The organism is Streptomyces sp. IBSBF 3136 (assembly GCF_036815105.1).
GTDB lineage: Bacteria > Actinomycetota > Actinomycetes > Streptomycetales > Streptomycetaceae > Streptomyces.
Genome location: NZ_JAJSZC010000046.1, coordinates 22138 through 43382 on the forward strand (window position 1 = coordinate 22138; position 21245 = coordinate 43382).

Below are 21245 nucleotides of genomic sequence, written 5' to 3' on the forward strand. Positions count from 1 at the left end.
GCGCTCGGCGCAGGTCGTCGACCTCTCGATCCACCGTGTCCTCCGTGGCCGGCCGGACGTCGGCCGCGGGCGGCGACGACGCGAAAGGCGCGGTCATGACCGGCACCCGAGCGAGGCCCGACGATCCGGACGTACGGCGGCGACCGCCCGCGCGCACCCTCGGGGCGCGGTCGTGAGCGCCTCGCCGTTATCGGCCGCCGCGCCGCTGCTGGAACGCATACGGCGCGGGCTGATCGGCGACGACGAGGTGCTGGACGGGCCGTACGGGCCCAAGCGGATCGTCTACGCCGACTACACCGCGTCCGGCCGGGCGCTCGACTTCGTCGAGGACTTCGTCCGGGAGCGGGTGCTGCCCGGCTACGGCAACACCCACACCGAGAGTTCCCGCACCGGACTGCAGACGACCCGGCTGCGCGAGGACGCCCGCCGGATCGTGCGGGAGGCGGTCGGCGGGACCGAGGACGACGTCGTGATCTTCTGCGGCTCGGGGGCCACGGCCGCGGTCAACAAGCTGGTCGGCATCCTGGAGTTGCGCCGGCCCGGCCCGCCGCCGCCCCCGGCCGAGCGGCCCGTGGTGTTCGTGGGGCCTTACGAGCACCACTCCAACGAACTGCCCTGGCGGGAGTCCGTCGCCGACGTCGTGGTGATCGACGAGGACGCGGACGGCCACATCGACCTCGGGGCGCTGGAGGCGGGGCTGCGCCGGCACGCGGACCGGCCGCTGCGCATCGGCAGTTTCTCGGCCGCCTCCAACGTCACCGGCATCCTGACCGACACCGACCGCGTCGCCCGGCTGCTGCACGCCTACAACGCCCTGTCGTTCTGGGACTACGCGGCCGCCGCCCCCTACGTGCCGATCCGGGTCGCGGCGAGCGCGCCGGGCGCGGGCGACCACAAGGACGCGGTCTTCCTGTCCCCGCACAAGTTCGTCGGCGGCCCGCAGACGCCGGGGGTGCTCGTGGTACGCCGTGACCTGGTCCGCAACCGGGTGCCCACCGTGCCCGGCGGCGGCACGGTCACCTTCGTCGACCCGCTCGGCCACCGCTACCTGGACGACCCGGTCGCCCGGGAGGAGGGCGGCACCCCGGCGATCGTCGAATCCGTACGCGCGGGGCTGGTGTTCACCCTCAAGCGGGCGGTCGGGACCGACACCATCCAGGCGGCCGAGGAACGCCACTGGCGCCACGCGCTGGCCCACTGGGACGCGAACCCCGGGCTGGAGATCCTGGGGAACCGGCACGCGCGCCGGCTGTCCATCGTCTCCTTCCGCGTCCGCCACGGTGACGGCTCCCACCTGCACCACAACTTCGTGGTGGCGCTGCTCAACGACCTGTTCGGGATCCAGGCGCGCGGCGGCTGCTCCTGCGCGGGGCCGTACGGGCACCGGTTGCTGGCGATCGACTCCGCCACCTCGCACGCCCTGCTCGACGAGGTCGCGCGCGGGTGCGACGGCATCAAGCTCGGCTGGATCCGCCTGAACTTCAACTACTTCATCAGCGACACCGTCCGCGACTACCTGGTGGACGCCGTCGACCTGATCGCCACGTACGGCCACCGGCTGCTGCCCGACTACCGGTTCGACCCGGGCACCGGCCGGTGGCACCACCACGCCGGCACCGGTGACCCGCTGCTGCGGCTGACCGAGGTCGGCTTCACCGCCGACGGGCGGATCACGGCCCCGCCCTCCCGCCGTCGCCGGCTCGGCGAGGAGGCGCTGGCCGCCCAGCTCGACCAGGCCCGCGACCTGCTCACCTCCCGCCCCGGCCGCCTGGACGAGGGCCCCACGGGCCTGCCCCTCGCCTTCGAACGCATGCGCTGGTTCCCCCTGCCGCCGGTCTGCCTGGAGGGTTCCCCCAGAGCCGCCGCGAGCTGACGCGCCTTCCCTGCGGGGGCGCGGCTCAGCGGGCGCGCAGTGCGGTGAGGGTCGCGCCGAGGTCGGCCGGGCGGGGGCGGTTGTGGGGCAGCCTGCCCAGGATCGCCGCCATGCCGCAGGTGTCGGTGAGTGCGGAGAAGACCAGGCCGGCGGCGATGCCGGCCGACAGGATCTGGAAGGCCGGGTGGACGAGGAGGCCGAGGACGATCCCGGCCAGGACCAGCGTTCCGGCGGTCAGGCGTACCTGGCGTTCCATGCTCCACCCGGAACGGGGGTCGCAGGCGGCGGGCCGCTCGAGGTCGTGGCCGGCGGCCGCCCAGGCGGTGGTGCCGCCGGCCAGTGTGGCGGTGTGGACGCCCTGCTCGGCCAGCAGCCGGCCGGCGCGCTCGGAACGGGCCCCGGAGGCGCACACCAGCAGGACGTCACCGCGCTCGGCGGCGTGCCGGATCTCGGGCAGGGCGTGCCTGATCCGGTCCAGCGGGATGTTCAGGGCGCCGGGCAGATGGCCCGAGGCGTATTCGCCGGGCGTGCGCACGTCGATGACGGCCGGCTCGCGCAGCCGGTCGCCGATCTCGTCGACGCGCAGGGTGAGGGGGGTGTGGGGGGCGTTCATGGCGGGGATCCTTCTTGGTCGACGCCGTCCCGGACCGGGACGTACAGTACCCCTAGGGGTATCGGTCGAGGAGCGATGGTGGAACTGGAACTCGCGGGTGCGGAGCTGAAGTCCGTCCTGAACCGTCTGCGCCGCGCGCAGGGCCAGATTTCCGGCGTGATCCGGATGATCGAGGAGGGCCGCGACTGCGAGGACGTGATCACGCAGCTCGCCGCCGCGTCCCGGGCGCTGGACCGCGCGGGCTTCGCGCTCATCGCGACGGGCCTGCAGCAGTGCATGACCGACATGGAGTCCGCTCGCGCGGACGGCGAGAACCCCGAGCAGCTGCGGGCCCGCCTGGAGCGGCTCTTCCTGTCGCTGGCGTGAGGGCCCGCGCGGGGCGGCGGACGGCCCAGCGCCGTGACGGGCGGGCGGCGGTTCATCACACCACCGCGTCGATCAGCATGAACGCGGCCACGGCCAGGAGCACCACCGCGAAGACGCGCTGAAGCGCGGTCCCTGACACCTTCGAGGCCAGCCGTCTGCCGTCCCAGGCGCCGAGGATCGCCGCCCCCGCGAAGGGCGCGACGACGGCCCAGTCCAGCCCGTCGGCCGTGCCGGCCCGCATGGCCAGCGCGGCCAGTGAGTTGACGGTGATGACGAGCAGGCTGGTGCCCACCGCGTCCCGCATCCGCAGGCCGACCACGCTCACCAGCGCGGGCACGGCGAGGAAGCCGCCGCCGACGCCGAGGACACCGGTGACCGCGCCGAGTCCCGCGCCCGCCGCGGCCGCCCGGCCGGGGCGCACCCGCTCGGTGGTGCCGGACGCGGGCCTGGGGCGCAGCATCCGTACCGCGGCCAACGCCGCGACCACGGCGAACCCCGCGGTGAGCGCGGCCCCGGGCAGCCGCGCGGCGAGCGCTCCGCCCAGCACGGCGGGGCCGATGCCCGCGGCGGCGAACAACAGCCCGGTGCGCCAACGGACATGGCCGTCCCGGGCGTGCGCGGACTGCGCGGTGGCGGAGGTGACGCCGACGACGATCAGGCTGGCGGTGGTGGCCGCGACCGGGGTGAAGCCGAGCAGGTAGATCAGGGCGGGGACGGCCAGGACGCTGCCGCCGCCCCCGAGCGCGCCGAGCGCCAGGCCGATGACGGCCCCGGCGGCGAGCGCGAGCAGGAGAGCACTCACGCGACGGTCCCGTCCCCGCCCCGCTCGTCCACGACGGGCAGTCCCGCCGCGGCCCAGTCCCGCATGCCGCCGATCACGTCCACGGCGTCGGCGCCCCGGGCGGCCAGCAGCTCGGCGGCCCGCCGGGAGCGGTTGCCGGAACGGCAGATCACGACGAGCGGCCGGGCCCGTACCGCGGCGGGCAGCCCGGCACCGGCAGTCAGCCCCGACAGCGGCAGGTGCACGGCGCGCGGGGCGTGCCCGGCCCGCCATTCGTCGGGTTCGCGGATGTCCAGCAGTACGGCGTCGGCGGCGTCGGCGAACTTGTCGGCGGCGCGTCCGGCGGTGCCGTCGTGGCCGGTGCGGGCGGCTGCCTGCCGGACGGTCACCCGGCCGGGGGCGCGCGCGTCTCGTCGGAAGATGCTCATCTGGGCTCTGCGCTCCTGTTCCCTCGGTGGGTACGGGTGGTGGTGCACGGACGGCTTCGGCATCCGGCGCGGTCAGCCGAGGCGGAGCGGGAGACCTGCGTCCGCGGCCGCGCCGAAGGCGTCGTCCACGGCGACGACCTCGCGGCCTGCCGCGTCCAGCAGGGAGGCGGCGACGGCGGCGCGCATGCCGCCCGCGCAGTGCACCCACACCTGTCCGCCGGGGACCTCCTCGAGCCGGCGGTGCAGGGTGTGCAGCGGGATGTGGACCGAACCCTCGACGAACCCGCCCGCGCGTTCCAGGTCCCGCCGTACGTCGAGGACGACGACGTCCTGGGCCGGGTACCGGGCGGCGAGGTCGGTGAAGGTGGCCCGGGGGAAGGAGGCCGGGGTGTCGCCGGGGCGGACCCAGTCGCGCGGGTCCCCGGTGGCCGCGGCGGCGGGCCGGTCGATGCCCACGCGCACCAGTTCACGCTGGGCGGCGGCGAGCTGCTCGGCCGACTCGGCGAGCAGGGTGACCGGCCGGCCCCAGGGGATCAGCCAGGCCAGGTAGGTGGCCAGCTGGCCCTCGGCCTCGAAGTTGAAGGAGCCGGAGACGTGCCCGGCGGCGAACGCGACCCGGTTGCGCAGGTCCACCACCCACTCGCCCGCGGCGAGCCGGGCGGCGATCTCGGCCGCGTCGGCCGGGGCGGGCGGGGTGAGGTCGACCGGGGCGGGCCCCGCGGCGTTGGCCGGGGCCATGTGCGTGTAGTAGGCGGGGACGTCGTCCAGGCCGGCGAGCAGGTCGTCGACGAAGGTGTCCACGTCCCGGGTGAGGGCCTCGTTGGCGGCCTTCTCCTTGCCGATGGTGGTGGTCTCCCCGTGCGCCTGGCCGGACGAGCAGAAGCTGCCGAAGCCGTGCGTGGGCAGGACGGTGGTGTCGTCGGGCAGCTCGGTGGCCAGCCGGTGCGCGGAGGCGTGCTGGGCGCGGGCGAGGCGCTCGGTAAGGCGGGGCTCCACGAGGTCGGGCCGGCCGACGGTGCCGATCAGCAGGGAGCCGCCGGTGAACACCGAGACCGGGGTGCCGTCCGCCTCCAGCACGTAGGAGGTGTGGTGCGGCGTGTGCCCGGGGGTCGCCACCGCGCGCAGGGTGAGTCCGGCGGCGGCGTCGACCACCGTGCGGTCGCCGTCGTGGACCGGGGTGCGCGCGAAGGCGACGCGGGCCGCGGCGGGCACGAGGTAGGCGGCGCCGGTGACCCGGGCCAGTTCGGGGCCGCCGGTGACGTAGTCGTTGTGCAGGTGCGTCTCGACGACGTGCGCTATGCGCACCCCGCGCCGTGCCGCCGCCTCGATCATCCGGTCGATGTCGCGTGGCGGGTCGACGGCCACCGCCGTCCGCTCGCCGCCCGCCAGATAGCCGCGGTTGCCGAGTCCCGACACCTCGATCGTGTCGACGAAGAACACGAGGTGGCTCCCTTCCGTCGCTGGACGACCCGGGAGAATTACCCCCGGGGGTATGTCTTCGACGGTAGCACGAGTACCCCCGGGGGTATCCCGGGGGTGTTCGGCGATATGGGGAGCGGGCGGGCGGAGGGACCTTGGCCGCCGGTCCTGCCTGGCCGGGGCCTACCCGGCGGGGGCCGGGACGCGGGACCGCCAGGGGATGCGGGTGGCGGTCAGGGTGACGACCAGGGCCGAGGCCGCGACCGTGGCCATGCCCAGGGTCAGACCGCCGGCGCCCGCCACGAACCCGATCAGCGCGGGGCCGGCGAGCAGCCCCGTCGTCCCCATCGCGGCGACCAGGGACAGCGCGTCCGAGCCGCGGGCGGCGGCGGCCACGTAGACGCACGGGGTGACGGCGGCCGCGCCCAGCCCGACGCAGGCGAACCCGAGCAGGGTGGGCAGCACGCCGCCGGCCGCGAGGGCGAGGGCCAGGCCGACGCCCGCGACGGCGCTGCCGGTGCGCACGACGCGTCCGTCGCCCCAGCGGCCGCGCCAGCGGTCCGCGCGCACCCGGGCCAGCAGCATCATGACCGAGACGACCGCGATGCCCAGCGGCGCGACCGACGCGGGGGCCTTGACGACGTCCTTCATGTAGAGCGTCGACCAGTCGTTCATGGCTCCCTCGGTGATCGTGCCGAACGTCATGGCGCAGCCCATCAGCAGGGTCATGGCGGAGGGCAGGCCGGGCCGCGCCCACCTCGTCCGGGACCGGGGCTCCTCCGGCCGGGGTTCCCCGGGCCGGGCCCCCGCGGAGCGGGGCTCCTCGTGGGTCAGCAGGCCCGTGCGGGCGCGGGCGAGGAGCAGCAGCGACAGCGCGGCGGCGACCGCGAAGTGGGCCGGGACCGACGCGGTGAGGGCGGTGCTCCCGGAGGCCAGCAGGGCGGCGGCGAGCAGGCCCGCGCTGAACGTCGCGTGCAGCTGGGACATGGCGGTGCGGCCGTACGCCTTCTCCAGGGCGGCGCCCTGGGCGTTCATGGCGACGTTCAGGCAGCCCACGGCGACCCCGTCGGCGCAGACGACCAGCAGCGCGAGCGGGTAGTCCGGCACCACGGAGAGGGCCATCAGCAGCGCGGTGAGGCACAGGGCGGAGGCGAGGGACAGGCGCCGGGAACCGAGCCTGCGCATCAGGTGGGCGACGAGCGGGAAGGAGGCCGCCGCGCCCGCCCCGCAGGCCATCAGCAGCAGCCCGAGCTCGCCGGCGCCCAGGTCGAGCCTGGCCTTGAGCGCGGGCAGGCGGCTGGCCCAGGTGGCGTACTGCAGACCCAGGAAGCAGAACAGGCAGGCGATCGCCCACTTGGCGCGGCGGAAGCCCGCGGGGTCGACAGCCGTGGTCCTCGGCTCGCCTCCCGCGGCGTCGGCAGTGGTGGTCATCAGCTCGCCTCCCGCAGGGCCGCGGCCACCCGGGCCGACATGTAGACCGCGTCGGTGCCGTACCCGGCGGGCAGCCGGGCGCCGGGGTGGGCGCGGTAGCCGTTGGCCCGCCAGAAGGGCTCCTTGCCGCCGACGGCGATCAGCGAGATCGTCCGGAAGCCGCGCGCGCCGGCCGCGTGCGTCAGGTGGCGCACCAGCGCGCTGCCCAGTCCCCTGCGCCGCAGCGGCGCGCCGACGACCAGGTCGTGCAGATGGAGGTTGGCCGAGCGGTGGGCGGCCGCCTCCGGGCGGGTCAGGTCCGGGTAGCGGAACATCGGGTACGGCAGGGCCAGTACGTAGCCCGCGACCCGGCCGCCGTGGTCCAGGACGAAGCAGGTGCCCTCCCGGGCCCGGGAGCGCAGCGCGGCCTCGCCCTCGGTCAGGGCGGTGTCGGCGTACGCCCCTGCCTCCAGGGCCGCGACCTGGGGCCAGTCGGCCTCGGTGAGGCCGCGTATGACGTCGGTCATGTCAGCGTTGTCCTTCCGGGCCGCGTGCGCACACGCACGGCAGGGGGCGGATGCCGTTGAAGCCCTGGGTCGTGTAGCTGGTGGCGTAGGCGCCGGCGGACAGGATCCAGACCGGGTCGCCTGAGGCGACGGACGCGGGGACGCGCACCGGGTACCGGCCGCCGCCGTAGGCGTCGTCGCTGTCGCAGGTGGGACCCGCGACGACGGCGGGGACGTACTCCTCGCCGGCGCGTTCCGCCTGGGCGGGGAAGACCAGCCGGTGGGTCAGCTGGTCCATCTCGTACAGGCCGTTGAACCTCCCCACGCTCAGGTACAGCCAGCGGGTGCGCGTCCCGTCCGGCTGGGCCCGCTCGGTGAGCCGGTACACGTGGGCGCGGACGGCGCCGTGGTCGGCGACCAGGTGGCGGCCCGGTTCCACGACGAAGCGGAGCGGGGCCGGGGTGAGGCCGGCCAGGCGCTCCATGCCCTCGCGGATCACGGTGAAGATCTTGTCCAGGGGCGGGTCGAGGGGCTCGCCGTGGCGGTCGAGGCAGCCGAGGGCGGGGAGGCCGCCGCCGAGGTTGACGTGGTCGGGGACGACTCCTCGCGCGGTCAGGGCGTCGAGGACCTCGGCGAGGGTGTCCAGGGCCTGCTGCCATGCCTCGTACGTCATCTGCTGGGATCCGACGTGCACGGACAGACCGGCCGGGACGAGCCCGCGGGCGGCGGCCGTGGTGAGGACCCGGACGGCGTCACCGGGCGAGCAGCCGAACTTGCGGCTCAGGCCCCACAGGGCGCCGTCCCCGCTGGTGGCGAGGCGGCAGAACACCCGGGCGCCGGGCGCGTGTTCGGCGACGGCCGCCATGTCCTGCACGCTGTCGGTGGCGAAGGTGCGCACGCCGAGCCGGTGGGCCTCGGCGATGTCCGCGTCGGACTTGACCGTGTTGCCGTAGTGGATCAGGTCGGCGGGCACACCGGTGCGCAGGGCCTGGACGATCTCCGCCGGGCTCGCCGCGTCGAAGCCCGCGCCGCGGTCCGCGAGCCGAGCGAGCACCTCGTCCACCGGGCAGGCCTTCAGGGCGAAACGGACCTGGACGCCGGGCAGTTCGGACACCAGCCGGTCGTACTGGGCGGCGACGCCGTCGAGGTCGTAGACGATGCGGTCGGCCGGGGCGGCGGCCAGTGCGGCGGCCAGCCGCGTGCTGATCTCCACGGTCACCGTTCCCCGGGCCCGGGTGCGGTGTGCCGCGCGGCGTCGACCAGGGCGGGCCAGGCCTCCGTCAGCAGGGCGAAGTCCGCCATGTCCCGGGGGGCCTCGGCCAGCAACCGGGCCCGCTGCCCGGTCAGCCGCTCGGCGAACTCCGCGTGGCGGCCGCCCAGTTTGCGGTAGGCGGTGTCGAGCCGGTCGAGGCGCCACTCGTTCTCGGCGTGGTCGAGGCCGGTGCTCTCACGCAGCAGCTCCGCGATCCGTCCGGTCCGTACGCGTTGCCGGGCGTCCAGCAGCCGGTCGCCCTCGGCGGCCATCCGGGCGTAGACGTGGTGCAGGTGGAGCATCGAGAGCAGGAACTTCACGTAGCGGGTCTGGTAGGCCGTGAAGCCCGCGTCGGTACGGCGTTCGAGGGTGTGGAAGTTCTCGATGTGCCGGTTGTGCAGGATGCCGGGGAGCCGGGCGTCGTGGACGAGGTGGATGAGGAAGTAGTCGCTGCCGATGGTGTCGGTGGCCGGGGGCAGCGGGACGCGCTCGTACACCTCGTGGTGGAAGGCGATGTTGCACATGTCGACCCGCATGGGGTCGACCAGGGTCAGCGTGGAGCGGTCCTCGGTGAAGGGGGCGGTGCCCGCTCCGGTGAAGGACTCCTCGACCAGCCGCCGTCTGTCCTCGGGTGAGCAGCCGGCGGGTGCCCACAGGCCGACGACCTCGTGGTAGAGGCCCTCGTCGCGGCGCCGTATCTCCCCTACGTCGACGGAGAGTTCGCCGATGAAGGAGGCGCCGGCCAGGGAAACCGGGCGGTGGGCGTGGGCCGGGTCGAGGTCGGTGCGCAGGCCCGCGGCCGACGCCTCGGCGGCGGGCCTGCCCAGCCATGGCAGTTCGTGGTGGACGGGGAAGACCGGTTCGCCGCCGTGGAGTTGGTAGGTGCTGTCGGAGTCCCGGCGGTGCACCGAGTGGCAGCCGAGCGCGGTGGCCAGCAGGAAGGCGCGGTCGGTGCAGGAGCCGTAGGAGACGCCGGCCGGCAGCAGGAGGCGCAGCAGCCGGTCCGGCTCGGGCAGTCCCGACCGGTCGATCACCCGGCGCAGGAAGCTGCGTTGCGGCCCTTCGCCGAGATGGTGCACGGTGACGTCCGCGGCAGGCGGCAGCGCGGCCACGACGGCGGCGTGCCCGGCGCGAGTGCGGTCGTCGCAGGAGTCGAGGATCAGGAGCTGGACGTCGGCGCCGAACCGGCCGGCGGCGTGGACGGCCTCGCGGTGGATCGCGGTGATGGTGGCGGAGCAGGCCCGGTCGGTGGGCAGGGTCAGGCAGATTCGGTTCACTGTGCGCCCTCCCCGCCGGTCCAGGAGTCGAGGCCCAGCAGTCTGCGGCCGAGGCCGGTCAGTTCGGCGGGTCCGTACCGCAGGGCCTCCGGGCGGCGCGCGTCGCCGAGCAGGGTGCCGTTCCAGTCCGGGGTGGCGAGGGTGCGCCAGGAGTCGACGCGTGCGGTCCGCAGCCGGGTGTGCTCCTCAAGGGCGGGCATCATCGACACGTACTGGACGGCCCGGACGGCACTGTCGGAGCGGTTGGGCGCGACACCGTGCGCCAGCAGGCCGTTGAAGATCAGCAGGTCACCGGCCTGGAGGTCGGGCCGGACCACGGGGAACTCGGCGCGGTCGACGGCGGGCCGGATCGGGTCGCGTCCCGGCGGCTGGGCGACGCGCCACTCCTCGAAGCGGCGGAACAGCTCCGGCGCGCACTGGAAGCCGCCGAGTTCGGGCCGGGTGTCGTTGAGGGCGATGATGCCCTGGACCCGCTGCGGCAGCACGGCGAGGGTGGTGTCGACGTCCCAGTGCAGCTCGATGTCGAAGCCCTCGTCGGTGGGCTCGATCAGGGAGCGCGAACGGGTCCGCACATTGGGCGGGTTGAGGTTCAGCCGGTCGAGAGTGACCCACAGCTCCTCGCAGTCCCACACGTCCACGAAGGCGTCGTGGACCCGCCGCGCCTGGCGGCTGTCCCACATCAGCTGGTGGTGGTACGCCTCGACGAAGCCGTAGATGAACAGGTGCTGGTCGAGTTCGGAGCGGAACTCCGGTTCCTCGTACCAGGTGTCGGGGCGGTCGGGGTCGAGGTCCTGGAAGTCCCAGGCGAACTCCAGCAGGCTCTTGGCGTCGCCGGGGGTGATGGCCTCGCGGACGACGACGTAGCCGTACGTCTGCCAGAACGCGAAGTCCTCTTCGGAGAGCACCCGCAGCGGGCGGGACTTCTCCAGGTGGCGCAGGGGTGTCGGGGCGAGGTAGGTCTCGCCGTCCGCGCTGAAGTAGGGGCGGCCGGACGCCGCTCGATGGAGGAAAGGGGAGGGCTGGTGCATGCCGTCGCTCCGTGGTGATCGAACTGTAGCGCCCTCCCAAGCTGGACTAGACCAATTGGGGTGTCAACGATTACCGGCCGGTACCCCCGTCAAAGTGCCGCCCAACTGCCGCCGGAATGCCGCTGGTCGGACAAGCAGAAGCGGCCGGCACCGGAGCCTCGGTGAGGCTCCGGTGCCGGCCGTGGGCGTGGCGGTGCGGGTGGTTCAGCCCGCCACGACGGCTTCCGCCGCCGCCACCCCGCAGACGCGGGCGGCGCCGTGGGTGGCGATGTGCAGGGCGCCGCGCGGCGGGGCCTGCGGTACGCCCATCTCGACCACCACGGTGTCCGGGCGGGCGGCGAGCAGCACGTCCAGGGCCGAGCCCATCCAGTCGTGCCGGTGCTCGTCGCGGACCACGGCGACGACCCGCCGGCCGGCCGCCGCCGCGAGGGCCGCACGGCCCGCTTCGGGTCCGCCGTAGGTGCCGGCCGTGCTGCCCGGCAGCAGCCGGTCCAGCTCGGCGGCGACGCCCCAGGGGGTCTCGTCGCCGACGGCGATGTTCGGGGCCGGGTTGAACCGGGCGACGTGGACCGGCTCCGTGACCGGCGCGAGCGCGCCGGACCGGGTCAGGGTGAGCGCCCGGCGGGCCGCGACCAGGCCGATCTCCGGCTCGGGCGCGACGGCTCCGGCGCCCTCCCGCGCCCCGGCGGTCCACCGCGCCAGCTCCCGCACCCGGGCCGCCGCGTCGGCCAGCCGCTGCTCGGTCAGTTCGCCGGAGCGCACCGCGGACACCAGGGCGTCCCGCAGCTTCAGCACGGTGCCCTCGTCGTTCAGGCCGCCGCCGACGCAGATCGCGTCCGCGCCCGCCGCGATCGCGAGGACCACGCCCTGCTCCAGGCCGTAGGTGCCGGCGATGGCCCGCATCTCCATGCCGTCCGTGACGATCAGGCCCTGGTAGCCGAGTTCGCCGCGCAGCAGGTCGGTCAGGATCCGCCGGGACAGGGTGCCGGGGCGGTCCGGGTCGAGGGCGGGGACGAGGATGTGCGCGCTCATGACGGCCCGGGTGCCGGCCTCGATGGCGGCGCGGAAGGGCGGCAGTTCACGCTCGTACAGCGTCTTGACGTCCACGTCGATGCGCGGGACCGCGTGGTGGGAGTCGACGTTGGTGTCGCCGTGCCCGGGGAAGTGCTTGGTGCAGGCGGCGACGCCGGTGGACTGGAGGCCCTCGACCCAGGCGGCGGTGTGCCGGGCCACCAGGCCGGTGTCCGCGCCGAAGGAGCGCACCCCGATGACCGGGTTGTCGGGGTTGGCGTTGACGTCGGCGGACGGCGCCCAGTCGAAGGTGACACCGCAGGCGGCCAGGCGCCGGCCCAGCTCGCGGGCCACGCCCCGGGTGAGAGCGGGGTCGTCGACGGCCCCGAGGGCGTGGTTGCCGGGGAAGGAGGAGCCGGTGCGCACGTCCAGGCGGGTGACGTCGCCGCTCTCCTCGTCGATGGCGACCAGCAGGTCGTCCCGCTCGGCGCGCAGTTCGGCGGTGAGCGCGGTGACCTGCTCCTCACTGACGACGTTGCGGCCGAACAGGGCGACGGAGGCGAGGCCCTCACCGATGCGGCGGCGCACCCAGTCCGGGGCGGTGGTGCCGTCGAAGCCCGGCTGGAGCACGGCGAGGGCGTCGCGGGTGAGGGTGTCGCCCGCGGCGGAGCCGCTGCCGGAACCGGTGGTGGCGAGTGTGGTCATCGGCCGGGTCATCCCTTCACGGCGCCGTCGGTGAGACCGCTGACAGCCTTGCGTTGCAGGAAGATGAAGAGGATCAGGATGGGCAGCGCGAACAGGGACGAGGCTGCCATGGTGGCGCCCCAGTCGTCACCGAAGGCGGTCTGGAACTGCGACAGCCACAGGGGCAGCGTCTGCTTCTCGATGTCCTTGTTGAGGATCAGGACCAGCGGGAACTCGTTCCAGGCGGTGATGAAGCCGAACAGCGAGGTCGCCATCAGTCCGGGGGCCAGCAGCGGGAAGATCACCCGCACGAACGCCTGGGTCCGGGTGCAGCCGTCGACCATCGCCGACTCCTCCAGCTCCTTCGGCACGGCGGCCACGTAGCCGCGCAGCGTCAGGATGGTCAGCGGCAGCACCATGATCGCGTAGAAGACGGTGAGCGGGACCAGGCTGTCGAGCATGTCGTTGTCGCGGACCAGCATGTAGATCGCGATGACCATGACCTCCCAGGGCGCCATCTGCGCCAGCATGAAGGTCACGATGAAGGCCCGCCGGCCCTTGAACCGCATGCGCGCCAGCGCGAAGGCGGCGAACAGGGCGATGACGAGCGACATCAGCACCGCGCAGACCGTGACGGTCACGGAGTTGGCGACCAGGGTCCAGAAGTGGTCCGCGTCGACCGCCTTCCGGAAGTGGCCGAAGGTGATGTTCGTCGGCAGCCACACCGGGTTCTCGGAGATGATGTCGCCGGTCGGCTTCAGGGCCGTGGCGAACATCCAGTAGACGGGGAACGCGAAGCCGACGAAGAGGATGAGGGCGGTCGCGTTGGGCCAGATACGGCCGAAGACGGAGCGCTTCACAGCTCGTCCTCCTCTTGCTTGAGCACCATGCGCAGGTAGTACGAGGTGATGACGAGCAGCACCACGATGGTCAGGAAGGAGATGGCCGCGCCCACGCCGAAGTGCTGGTTGCCGACGCCCTGGACGAAGGCGTAGATCGGCAGGGTCTCGGTGAGGTGGTCGGGGCCGCCCTCGTTCAGCGCGAAGATCTGCGGGAAGGCCTTGAAGACCCAGATGACCTCGAGGAAGGTCGTGGCGTACAGGAAGGGCCGCATGAAGGGGAAGGTCACCGAGGTGAAGCTCTTCCAGGCGCCGGCGCCGTCGAGCGACGCGGCCTCGTACAGCTCCCTGGGGATCGTGGTGGTGGCCGCGTACAGGTTGATCGCCACGAACGGGATCGACTGCCAGACGATCAGCAGCGTGATCACGGAGAAGGTGGAGAGCTGGGAGCCGAACCAGTTGTAGTCGGCCATGGAGTGCCAGCCGGCCTTGTCAAGCACCCAGTTGACGACACCGAAGCGCTGGGCGAACAGCCACTGGTAGACGGTGGTGGCGGCGATGACCGGCATGGCCCAGGCGAGCACCAGGCCCAGCAGGAGCACGAGCCGCATCTTCTTGCCGAGGCGGGCCAGCAGCAGCCCGACCAGGGTGCCGATCAGCATGATCAGGACGACGTTGGCGGCGGTGAAGACCACCGAGCGTTCGACCACGTGCCAGAAGTCCGAACCGGTCAGGACTTCCTTGTAGTTGTCGACGCCGTTCCACTCGGTGAGGTGCTGGATGAGCTGCCGCGGATTGAGGTTCTGGAACGACAGCATGCCGTTCTTGACCAGGGGCCAGCCGAGCAGGACCAGCGTGGCCAGCAGTGCGGGCAGCAGGAGCAGGTAGGGGGCGGCGCCACCGCGGCGGGACGGGGACCCGGAGCCGCGGTCGGCGTCCCTGGGCGGCCCCGGTGTCCGGGCCTTGTGGACAGCGGGCCCCCCGGCCGTGTCCGTGCCTTCGGTCTGCACTGACATGAGTTGCCATCTCTTCCGTGGCGGTACCGGCCGTACCGGCCGTACGAACGACTGAGCCGGGGGGTGTCCGCCGACACCCCCCGGCGCGGGTCATCAGTTCTGCTGGGCCAGGCGCTTGTTGATCTCGGACTCGACCTGCTTGGCGGCGTCCGCCGGGGCCTTTCCGTTGAGCACCGCGGTCATGTACGACTTGATCGGGTTCGGGGTGTTCTCCACCGCGGCCCACTCGGGGATCAGCGGGGTGGTGCCACCGGCCGCGGCGCCGGGAGCGGCGGCCTCGGCGGCGCCGTTGCCCTTGAGGTTGCTCTGCAGCGACTCCTTGTTCGGGATGACGCCGTTGAGCTTGGCCAGTTCGCCCTCGTACTGGTCGGACAGGGCGATCTTCAGGAACTCCTTGGCCAGGGCCTGCTTCTTGCTGCCCTGGGCGACCGCCAGGTTGGAGCCGCCGAGGAAGACGCCCTCGGGCTTGTCGGCCGTCTCGCCCGGGATGGTGAAGTAGCCGAGGTCCTTCTCGATGGCCTTGTTGGCCTGGATCGCCGTGCCGGCCTCCCAGCCCATGCCGATGAAGGCACCGGTCTTGCCCTTGGCGAAGATCGTCGCCTGCTGCGGGGTGGCCTCGTCCTTGTCCTTGGGGGCCTTGGAGTAGGAGGCGTACTTCTTGTAGACCTCCATGGCCGCGGCGACCTTGGGGTCACCGAGGTTGGAGACGTACTTGCCGCCGTCCTTCTTCACCAGGTCGGCACCCTGGCCGATGGTCAGGCCGTCGAAGAAGTACCAGTTCTGGCCGGGCAGGTAGAGCGGCTCGGCGGAGGTCTTCTTGCCGATCGCGTCCAGGTCCTTGAAGAAGTCCGCGCGGGTCTTCGGGGTGTCCTTGATGCCGGCCTTGGCCCAGATCTTCTTGTTGTAGATCACGACGCGGTTGGCGAAGTACCACGGCGCGGCGTACTGCTTGCCCTCGTACACGGAGGACTGGGAGACCGACGGGGTCCAGTCCGAGCCGATCTGCTGCTTGAGGTCGCCCAGTTCGGCGAGACCGCCGGTGGCCGCGTACGCGGGGGTCTGGGTGTTGCCGACCTCGATGACGTCCGGCGGGTTGGACTCGGAGAGGGCGGTGGTGATCTTCTGCTGGATCCCGTCCCACTTCTGGATCTCGAACTTCAGCTTCGCGCCCGTCTTCTTCTCGAAGGCGGCCTGGACGTCCTTGGACCACTGGGGCGGAGCGGAGCCGTCCATCGTCCAGACCGTCAGGGTCTGGCCCTTGAAGCTGTCCGGTCCCGCGTTCTTGCCCGTGTCCTTGCCGTCGTCGCCGCCGCACGCCGAGACGGAGACCATCATGCCCGCGATCACGATCGCGGCAGCAAGCTTGCGCTTCACGCCACCCTCCTCAGGGATGCCACTTATCCCCCCACGCCCTCGGCGGTGACCTGCGTACGACGCTGTTGCACGTAGGGCTCGGGACCTGGCCACTAATGGTGTAGACCAGTACGCTGGAGCTTGGCCTAGACCTTTTGAGGTGTCAAGGGTGGTTCGGAAGACGATCCGGGCCGTTACGAGAAAGTCACCGGAGCGCGTCCGTCCCCTTTGGTCCGGCGCGCCTGCTGGACTAGACCTGTTGGCTTCAGTTGGACTAGACCATAGGGCAGTTGGTCGCTATAACGGGAGCCCCCACACACTCGGCCGGGAAGGCAGGCATGGCCACCGACGTCAGCAGCGCCCAGCACCCCAGGGGGGCGCCCCGCCGCGCCGCGCGCGTGCCGAAGTACTACCGGATCAAACAGCAGGTCCTGGAGATCACCCAGGCACTCCAGCCGGGCTCGGCGATGCCTGCGGAGCGGCTGCTCGCCGTCCGGTTCGGCACCTCGCGCACCACCATCCGGCAGGCGCTGCAGGAGCTGGTCGGAGAGGGCCGGCTCGACCGCATCCAGGGCAAGGGCACCTTCGTCGCCCAGCCCAAGCTGTACCGGACCCTGCAACTCACCTCGCACACCGAGGACATGCGCGCCCAGGGCCTGGAGCCGGCCTCCCAGGTGCTGGACATCGGCGAGATCGCGGCGGACGCCGGGCTCGCGGACCTGCTCGGCATCGAGGTCGGCGACCGCGTGCTGCGCATCGAGCGGCTGCGGCTGGCCAGCGGCGACCCCATGGCGATCGAGACCACCCACCTGTCCGGGCGCCGCTTCCCCGGGCTGCGCCAGTCGCTGGCCACCTACCCGTCGCTGTACACGGCCCTGGCCGAGGTGTACGGCGTCCATCTCGTGGAGGCGGACGAGACGATCGAGACCTCGCTGTCCACCCCGCGCGAGGCCCATCTGCTCGCCACCGACGTGGGCCTGCCGATGCTGATGCTGTCGCGGCACTCGCGGGACGCCCAGGGCACACCGGTGGAGTGGGTGCGCTCGGTGTACCGGGGCTCCCGCTACAAGTTCGTCGCCGCGCTGCGCCGCCCCATGGCCGGACCGGCCACCGGCCGCGCCCGGGAGAACGGGTGAGCGACCCGCACCCCGCCGGGCCCGAGCCGACGCTCGCCCTCGCGCTGGTGCGGGCCCGGGAGGCGGCCTGCCTCACCCAGGACGAACTCGCGGTGCGCTCGGGGCTGAGCGTGCGGGCCATACGCAATCTGGAGACCGGGCACACCGCCCGGCCCCGCAGGCAGTCCCTCGTCCTGCTGGCCGAGGCGCTGGAGCTGGCGCCCGGCGAGGCGCGACGGTTGTTACGGCTGCCCCGGGGCGAGCAGCCGCCCGCGTGGGCGCCCCGGGCCGGACCTGCCGAACTGCCCGCGGCGCCCCGCCGACGGCTGGTGGGGCGCGAGCGGCTGGTCGAGGCGCTGGCGGCCCGCCTCCCCGGGCCCGGCGGACCCGCCGTGGTCGTCGGGCCCCCGGGCGCCGGGAAGACCGCGCTGGTGCTGCACACCGCCCACGCGGTGCGCGACCGGTTCCCGGACGGACAGGTCTACGTCGACCTGCACCCCGCGTCCTGCCTCCCCTTCACCCCTGACCTGCTGGTCCGCCGCATCCTGCGCTCACTCGGTGACGCCCTCGTCGCGCGGGACGCGGAGGAGGCGCGCGCCCGGCTGCGGGACGCGCTCAGCGGCCGCCGGGTGCTCGTGGTCCTGGACAACGCCGTCTCCGAGGCGCAGGTCCGGCCGCTGCTCGTGGACGGCGGGCGCAGCGCCGTGCTGGTGGCCGCGCGCCGTGAACTGTCGGCGCTGCCCGAGCAGTTCCGCGCCCCGGTCGGCCCGCTGGAGGCGGGTGACGCCTACCGGATGCTGGCCGACCTGGCCGGTGCCCGCCGTACCGGGGCGCAGCGCCCCGCGGCACTGCGCATCGTGCGGTCCTGCGCGGGGCTGCCGCTGGCCCTGCACATCGCGGGCCTGTGGCTCACCGCGCGCCCGCACCGGAGCCTGGCCGACCTCGCGGACCGGCTGGCCGACGAGGGCGACCGGCTGGGTTCGCTGCGGGTCGGGGACCTGTCCCTGGAGGCGAGCGTGGCCGCCTACTACCGCCCGCTGCCTCCGGGTTTACGCGCCGCGCTTCATCAACTGGTACCGACTGAAGTGGAGTTCGGCATCGAGGACATGGTCGCCCAGGTGACCTCGTCCCGGCGGCAGGCCATGGACCTGGTGGAGGACCTGCTGCACCGGCAGTTGATCCGGGCGGGCGAGCCGGACCGGGCCGGACGGGTCCGCTACCGGCTGCACGACGCCGTCCGGCTGTACGTGGCGTACGGTGCCGTCCCGGCCGGGCCCTGCCGGCCGGGACGCCGGGCGCGGGACGCCGGCGGGCACGGGCGGGCAACCGAGGCCTCCTAGCTTCGCGTTGTCCCTGCCGACGCGCCGGTGTGATGATGGCGAGCGTGTCCGAGAACGGGGAAGAAGACAGCACGGCGAACACGCGGCGACCGAGGTCCCGCCTGTACGACTACGTGGACATGGACGTCCCGGCACCGGCCGAGGAGGTCCCCGAGCCGACCGAGGAGGTCCCGGAGCCGGCTCCCGAGGACCCCGAAGTGGCCGCGGCCAGAGCGTGGTTCGCTCAGTTGCTGGCGGAGTTCCGGCGGACGCCGGTGCTGGTGCCGCTCGGTGACGGTCCGGGGCCGGTGGAGGAGCGGGGGATGCTGACCGCCGATTGGAACGGGGTGCGGTTCATCCTGGCGTTCTCGGACGAGCAGGCGCTCGCCCGTTACGCCCGGGAGCGGGGCGCCTTCGCGCGGGAGTGGACGTATCAGACGGTGCTCGGGGCGCGGCTGCTGGATGTGTCGGTGCCGGCCGCCGGGGTGCCCTGTGGGGTGGCTCTCGACTGCGCGGACGGGCCGGACGGGATGGTGTTCCCGCCGGTGCGGGGCATCGTGCCCGACGAGGCGGCGCTGGACTTCGAGACGGGGGGCGCGGCATGAGCGACGGTGGCAAGGATCTGAAGGCGGACGGGCTGGCGCTGGTCGCGAAGGGGCTGACCGAGGCGCTGGGTGAGTTGAAGGAGCTGGGCATGGTGGGCGAGGCGGGGGCCGGGCGCGGCTTCTCCGGCATCGCGCTGTCCGGTCTGGAACTCGGCCACGAGGGGCTGACGGGTGAGTTCAAGTCGTTCTGCGAGCGCTGGGAGTGGGGCGTGCGGTCGCTGGTCGACGAGGGGAACGGGTTCGCCCTGAAGACGGGTCTGTCGGCGGGCACCTATTACGAGACGGAGCACTACGTCGAGGGCAGCTTCAAGGTGGTCGCCAACTCGGCCATCGGCAATCCGTACGCCTCGGAGGAGGACGTGGAGAAGATGGGCTGGGGCGACATCGCCACGTCCGGGGTGTACGGCGGGAACGTGGACTACAGCAAGGAGTCCTTCGACCAGGCGATGGCCAACAGCGGGCAGGCGTGGAAGGACGCGGGCCGGGACGTGATGACCTCCCACACCCTCGGCCCGATGGGTGCCAACCCGGAGAACCTGCACAGCGCGTTCGGTGTCTCGGACCAGGAGTACGACCAGTACCTCGACGACACCTTCGGGCCCTCTCCCGAGGCCCGCGCCAAGGCCGCCGGGCAGGGCGGGGAGGGCTGATGGGGCTCGGAGACCTCACCAACTCGCTCCTGGGCGAGGGCGAGCACCTCTGGGACGCGGGCAAGAAGAAGCTCGGCGAGGGCGTCGACTGGACCACGGACAAGCTCGGCGAGGGCCTGGACTACGTCGGTGCGCACGACTGGGCCGACAGTGTGGAGGACTGGGGCGACGAGGTCGCCTCCGACCTGGGCGCCACCCCGGGCGAGCAGCAGCTCGGCCAGACCGAGGAGGCCGACGAGCTGGTCCACGGCCACCCGGACAAGATCCGCGAGAGTGCCAAGCACCTGAGGGACTTCCACGGTGCCTTCGACAAGGTGAGTTCGGGGCTGAAGAAGGTCGACTCCTCCGGCTGGCAGGGCCAGGGCGGCGACGCGTTCCGGGAGAAGTTCGGCGTGCACCCCACCAAGTGGGCGCAGGCGGCCGAGGCCTGTGACACGGCCGCGGGGGCGCTGGAGGCGTACGCGGACACCGTGAAGTGGGCGCAAGCGCAGGCCAAGGAGGCCGTCGAGCTCTACAAGAAGGGCGTGAAGGCGTCCAAAGACGCGGCCGACGCGTACAACAAGAAGGTCGACGCCTACAACGCCAAGATCAAGGCGAACGAGGACCCCGGCCCCAAGCCGGAGCCGTTCCACGACCCCGGCAAGGCCGACATCAAGGCGGCCGCCGAGAAGCTCGCCGAGGCCCGCAAGCAGCGCAACACCGCCGCCTCCGAAGCCCAGGGCAAGGTCAAGGCGGCCCTCGCCCACGCCCCCGCCGAGCCCCCGCCGCTCCAGCGCCTGGGCAACGACCTCACGGACGGCTACCAGGCCGTCAACACCGAGCTGACCCACGTGGTCGGCGGCGCGCTCAAGGGCACGGCCGGACTGCTCAACTTCGTCCGCGGCCTGAACCCCACCGACCCGTACAACCTCACCCACCCGGCCGCCTACGTGCAGAACGTCAACATGACGCTGGCCGGCCTGGTCTCCACCGCCTCCCACCCCGAACGGGTCGTCCAGGCGGCCGTCGACGGCTTCAAGAGGGACCCCTCGGAGTTCGTCGGCCGCCTCATCCCCGAACTCGTCGGCACCAAGGGCGCGGGCCTCGCCCGCGGCGGACTGCGACTCGGGCTGCGGACGGCGGCGAAAGAGGGCCTTGAGGGCGGCGTCGAGAACGCGGCCCGCAGGTCCGTGCGGGACGGCCTCGAAGGACCCCGGGGGGCCGGGGACCCCATGCCCGAGCGCGCCGACGTCATGCAGGCGCTGCGCGACTCGAACCCGCAGATCGTGAACAAGAAGTGGCCGGACACCGACGGCCGCTACTACGCGGACCGGGTGCTCGCCGGTGGCCGTGCCGACGGGGAGAAAGTCTTCGCCGGTCACGGTTACATCGAATCCGGAGCCGGTGAGACGGTGGTTCCGGAGGGGACCCACATATCCTTCTACGTGGAGCACGGGGAGACGCTGCCCGGCCTCAACGGCCTGACCGTCGAACGGGGCGTGTATCCGGCGAACGGTTACGTGGAGACGTTCGGGCCGGGCGAAACGATTCCGAACTACACTCTGGCGCCACCCGCCTCGTCGGGCGCCGGCGGTTTCAGTGTGTTCGAGGATTCCACGACCGTTGGCCAAAGAACGCAGCTGGCAGAGCTGCTGAAACCCGGCATGGGAAAGGTTCACTGGGCAGCCTGTCGTGAGATCATTGAACCGTGAGGAGCCGGA

At 72.9% G+C, this 21245-nt stretch carries 20 protein-coding genes; 7 read left to right on the forward strand and 13 right to left on the reverse strand.

Annotated features, from left to right (window positions below; translation table 11 throughout):
* Nucleotides 1-172 precede the first annotated feature (172 nt).
* Entirely contained in the window at nt 173-1873 is a 1701-nt protein-coding gene (locus V7E45_RS12810) for an aminotransferase class V-fold PLP-dependent enzyme (protein WP_333774242.1), read from the forward strand.
* Between the two features lie 25 nt (nt 1874-1898).
* Here V7E45_RS12810 and V7E45_RS12815 read toward each other — a convergent pair whose 3' ends face one another.
* Entirely contained in the window at nt 1899-2486 is a 588-nt protein-coding gene (locus V7E45_RS12815) for a rhodanese-like domain-containing protein (RefSeq protein WP_333774243.1), read from the reverse strand.
* 78 nt (nt 2487-2564) lie between these two features.
* On the opposite strand from V7E45_RS12815, the gene V7E45_RS12820 reads away from it, so the two are divergent.
* Nucleotides 2565-2852 carry a metal-sensitive transcriptional regulator gene (locus V7E45_RS12820; protein WP_333774271.1) on the forward strand — a complete coding sequence of 96 codons (288 nt, stop codon included), beginning with the start codon at nt 2565-2567 and terminating at the stop codon, nt 2850-2852.
* Between the two features lie 55 nt (nt 2853-2907).
* Here V7E45_RS12820 and V7E45_RS12825 read toward each other — a convergent pair whose 3' ends face one another.
* The 12 genes from V7E45_RS12825 to V7E45_RS12880 form a co-directional block, all read right to left on the reverse strand.
* Entirely contained in the window at nt 2908-3654 is a 747-nt protein-coding gene (locus V7E45_RS12825) for a sulfite exporter TauE/SafE family protein (protein WP_333774244.1), read from the reverse strand.
* A complete protein-coding gene (locus tag V7E45_RS12830) occupies nt 3651-4061 on the reverse strand; it encodes a rhodanese-like domain-containing protein (RefSeq protein WP_333774245.1) in 411 nt (136 codons plus the stop codon). The genes V7E45_RS12825 and V7E45_RS12830 overlap by 4 nt, the downstream gene beginning before the upstream one ends.
* 72 nt (nt 4062-4133) lie before the next feature.
* The gene (locus V7E45_RS12835; protein WP_333774246.1) at nt 4134-5501 is read right to left on the reverse strand and encodes an MBL fold metallo-hydrolase; all 1368 of its coding nucleotides are present in this window, start codon (nt 5499-5501) and stop codon (nt 4134-4136) included.
* 162 nt (nt 5502-5663) lie between these two features.
* Nucleotides 5664-6911 (reverse strand): MFS transporter, encoded by a 1248-nt coding sequence (locus tag V7E45_RS12840; RefSeq protein ID WP_333774247.1) that lies wholly within the window; start codon nt 6909-6911, stop codon nt 5664-5666.
* Entirely contained in the window at nt 6911-7417 is a 507-nt protein-coding gene (locus tag V7E45_RS12845) for a GNAT family N-acetyltransferase (protein ID WP_333774248.1), read from the reverse strand. Before V7E45_RS12845 ends, V7E45_RS12840 begins: the two co-directional genes overlap by 1 nt.
* Nucleotide 7418: 1 nt before the next feature.
* Nucleotides 7419-8615: a type III PLP-dependent enzyme gene (locus V7E45_RS12850; protein WP_333774249.1), complete on the reverse strand. Its 1197-nt coding sequence runs from the start codon at nt 8613-8615 to the stop codon at nt 7419-7421.
* Complete coding sequence (locus tag V7E45_RS12855; protein WP_333774250.1) at nt 8612-9925, reverse strand: DUF6271 family protein; 1314 nt, start codon at nt 9923-9925, stop codon at nt 8612-8614. The genes V7E45_RS12850 and V7E45_RS12855 overlap by 4 nt, the downstream gene beginning before the upstream one ends.
* Complete coding sequence (locus V7E45_RS12860; protein ID WP_333774251.1) at nt 9922-10953, reverse strand: phytanoyl-CoA dioxygenase family protein; 1032 nt, start codon at nt 10951-10953, stop codon at nt 9922-9924. Before V7E45_RS12860 ends, V7E45_RS12855 begins: the two co-directional genes overlap by 4 nt.
* Before the next feature lie 204 nt (nt 10954-11157).
* A complete protein-coding gene (locus tag V7E45_RS12865) occupies nt 11158-12669 on the reverse strand; it encodes a glycoside hydrolase family 3 protein (RefSeq protein ID WP_333774252.1) in 1512 nt (503 codons plus the stop codon).
* Nucleotides 12670-12677: 8 nt separating this feature from the next.
* On the reverse strand, nt 12678-13508 hold the full coding sequence (locus V7E45_RS12870; RefSeq protein ID WP_333774253.1) for a carbohydrate ABC transporter permease: 831 nt from the start codon (nt 13506-13508) through the stop codon (nt 12678-12680).
* Nucleotides 13505-14503 carry a carbohydrate ABC transporter permease gene (locus V7E45_RS12875; RefSeq protein WP_333774254.1) on the reverse strand — a complete coding sequence of 333 codons (999 nt, stop codon included), beginning with the start codon at nt 14501-14503 and terminating at the stop codon, nt 13505-13507. Before V7E45_RS12875 ends, V7E45_RS12870 begins: the two co-directional genes overlap by 4 nt.
* A 93-nt stretch (nt 14504-14596) precedes the next feature.
* Complete coding sequence (locus V7E45_RS12880; RefSeq protein ID WP_333774255.1) at nt 14597-15877, reverse strand: extracellular solute-binding protein; 1281 nt, start codon at nt 15875-15877, stop codon at nt 14597-14599.
* A gap of 317 nt (nt 15878-16194) precedes the next feature.
* Between V7E45_RS12880 and V7E45_RS12885 the strand changes: the two genes are divergently transcribed.
* Genes V7E45_RS12885 through V7E45_RS12905 form a run of 5 tightly spaced genes read left to right on the forward strand, consistent with a single transcriptional unit; the run spans nt 16195 to nt 21236 of the window.
* Nucleotides 16195-16992: a GntR family transcriptional regulator gene (locus V7E45_RS12885; protein ID WP_333774256.1), complete on the forward strand. Its 798-nt coding sequence runs from the start codon at nt 16195-16197 to the stop codon at nt 16990-16992.
* A complete protein-coding gene (locus V7E45_RS12890; protein ID WP_333774257.1) occupies nt 16989-18311 on the forward strand; it encodes an AAA family ATPase in 1323 nt (440 codons plus the stop codon). The genes V7E45_RS12885 and V7E45_RS12890 overlap by 4 nt, the downstream gene beginning before the upstream one ends.
* 35 nt (nt 18312-18346) lie before the next feature.
* Nucleotides 18347-18895 carry a hypothetical protein gene (locus V7E45_RS12895; protein ID WP_443056026.1) on the forward strand — a complete coding sequence of 183 codons (549 nt, stop codon included), beginning with the start codon at nt 18347-18349 and terminating at the stop codon, nt 18893-18895.
* Nucleotides 18892-19545: a hypothetical protein gene (locus tag V7E45_RS12900; protein ID WP_333774259.1), complete on the forward strand. Its 654-nt coding sequence runs from the start codon at nt 18892-18894 to the stop codon at nt 19543-19545. The genes V7E45_RS12895 and V7E45_RS12900 overlap by 4 nt, the downstream gene beginning before the upstream one ends.
* Entirely contained in the window at nt 19545-21236 is a 1692-nt protein-coding gene (locus V7E45_RS12905) for a WXG100 family type VII secretion target (protein ID WP_333774260.1), read from the forward strand. The genes V7E45_RS12900 and V7E45_RS12905 overlap by 1 nt, the downstream gene beginning before the upstream one ends.
* Nucleotides 21237-21245 lie beyond the last annotated feature (9 nt).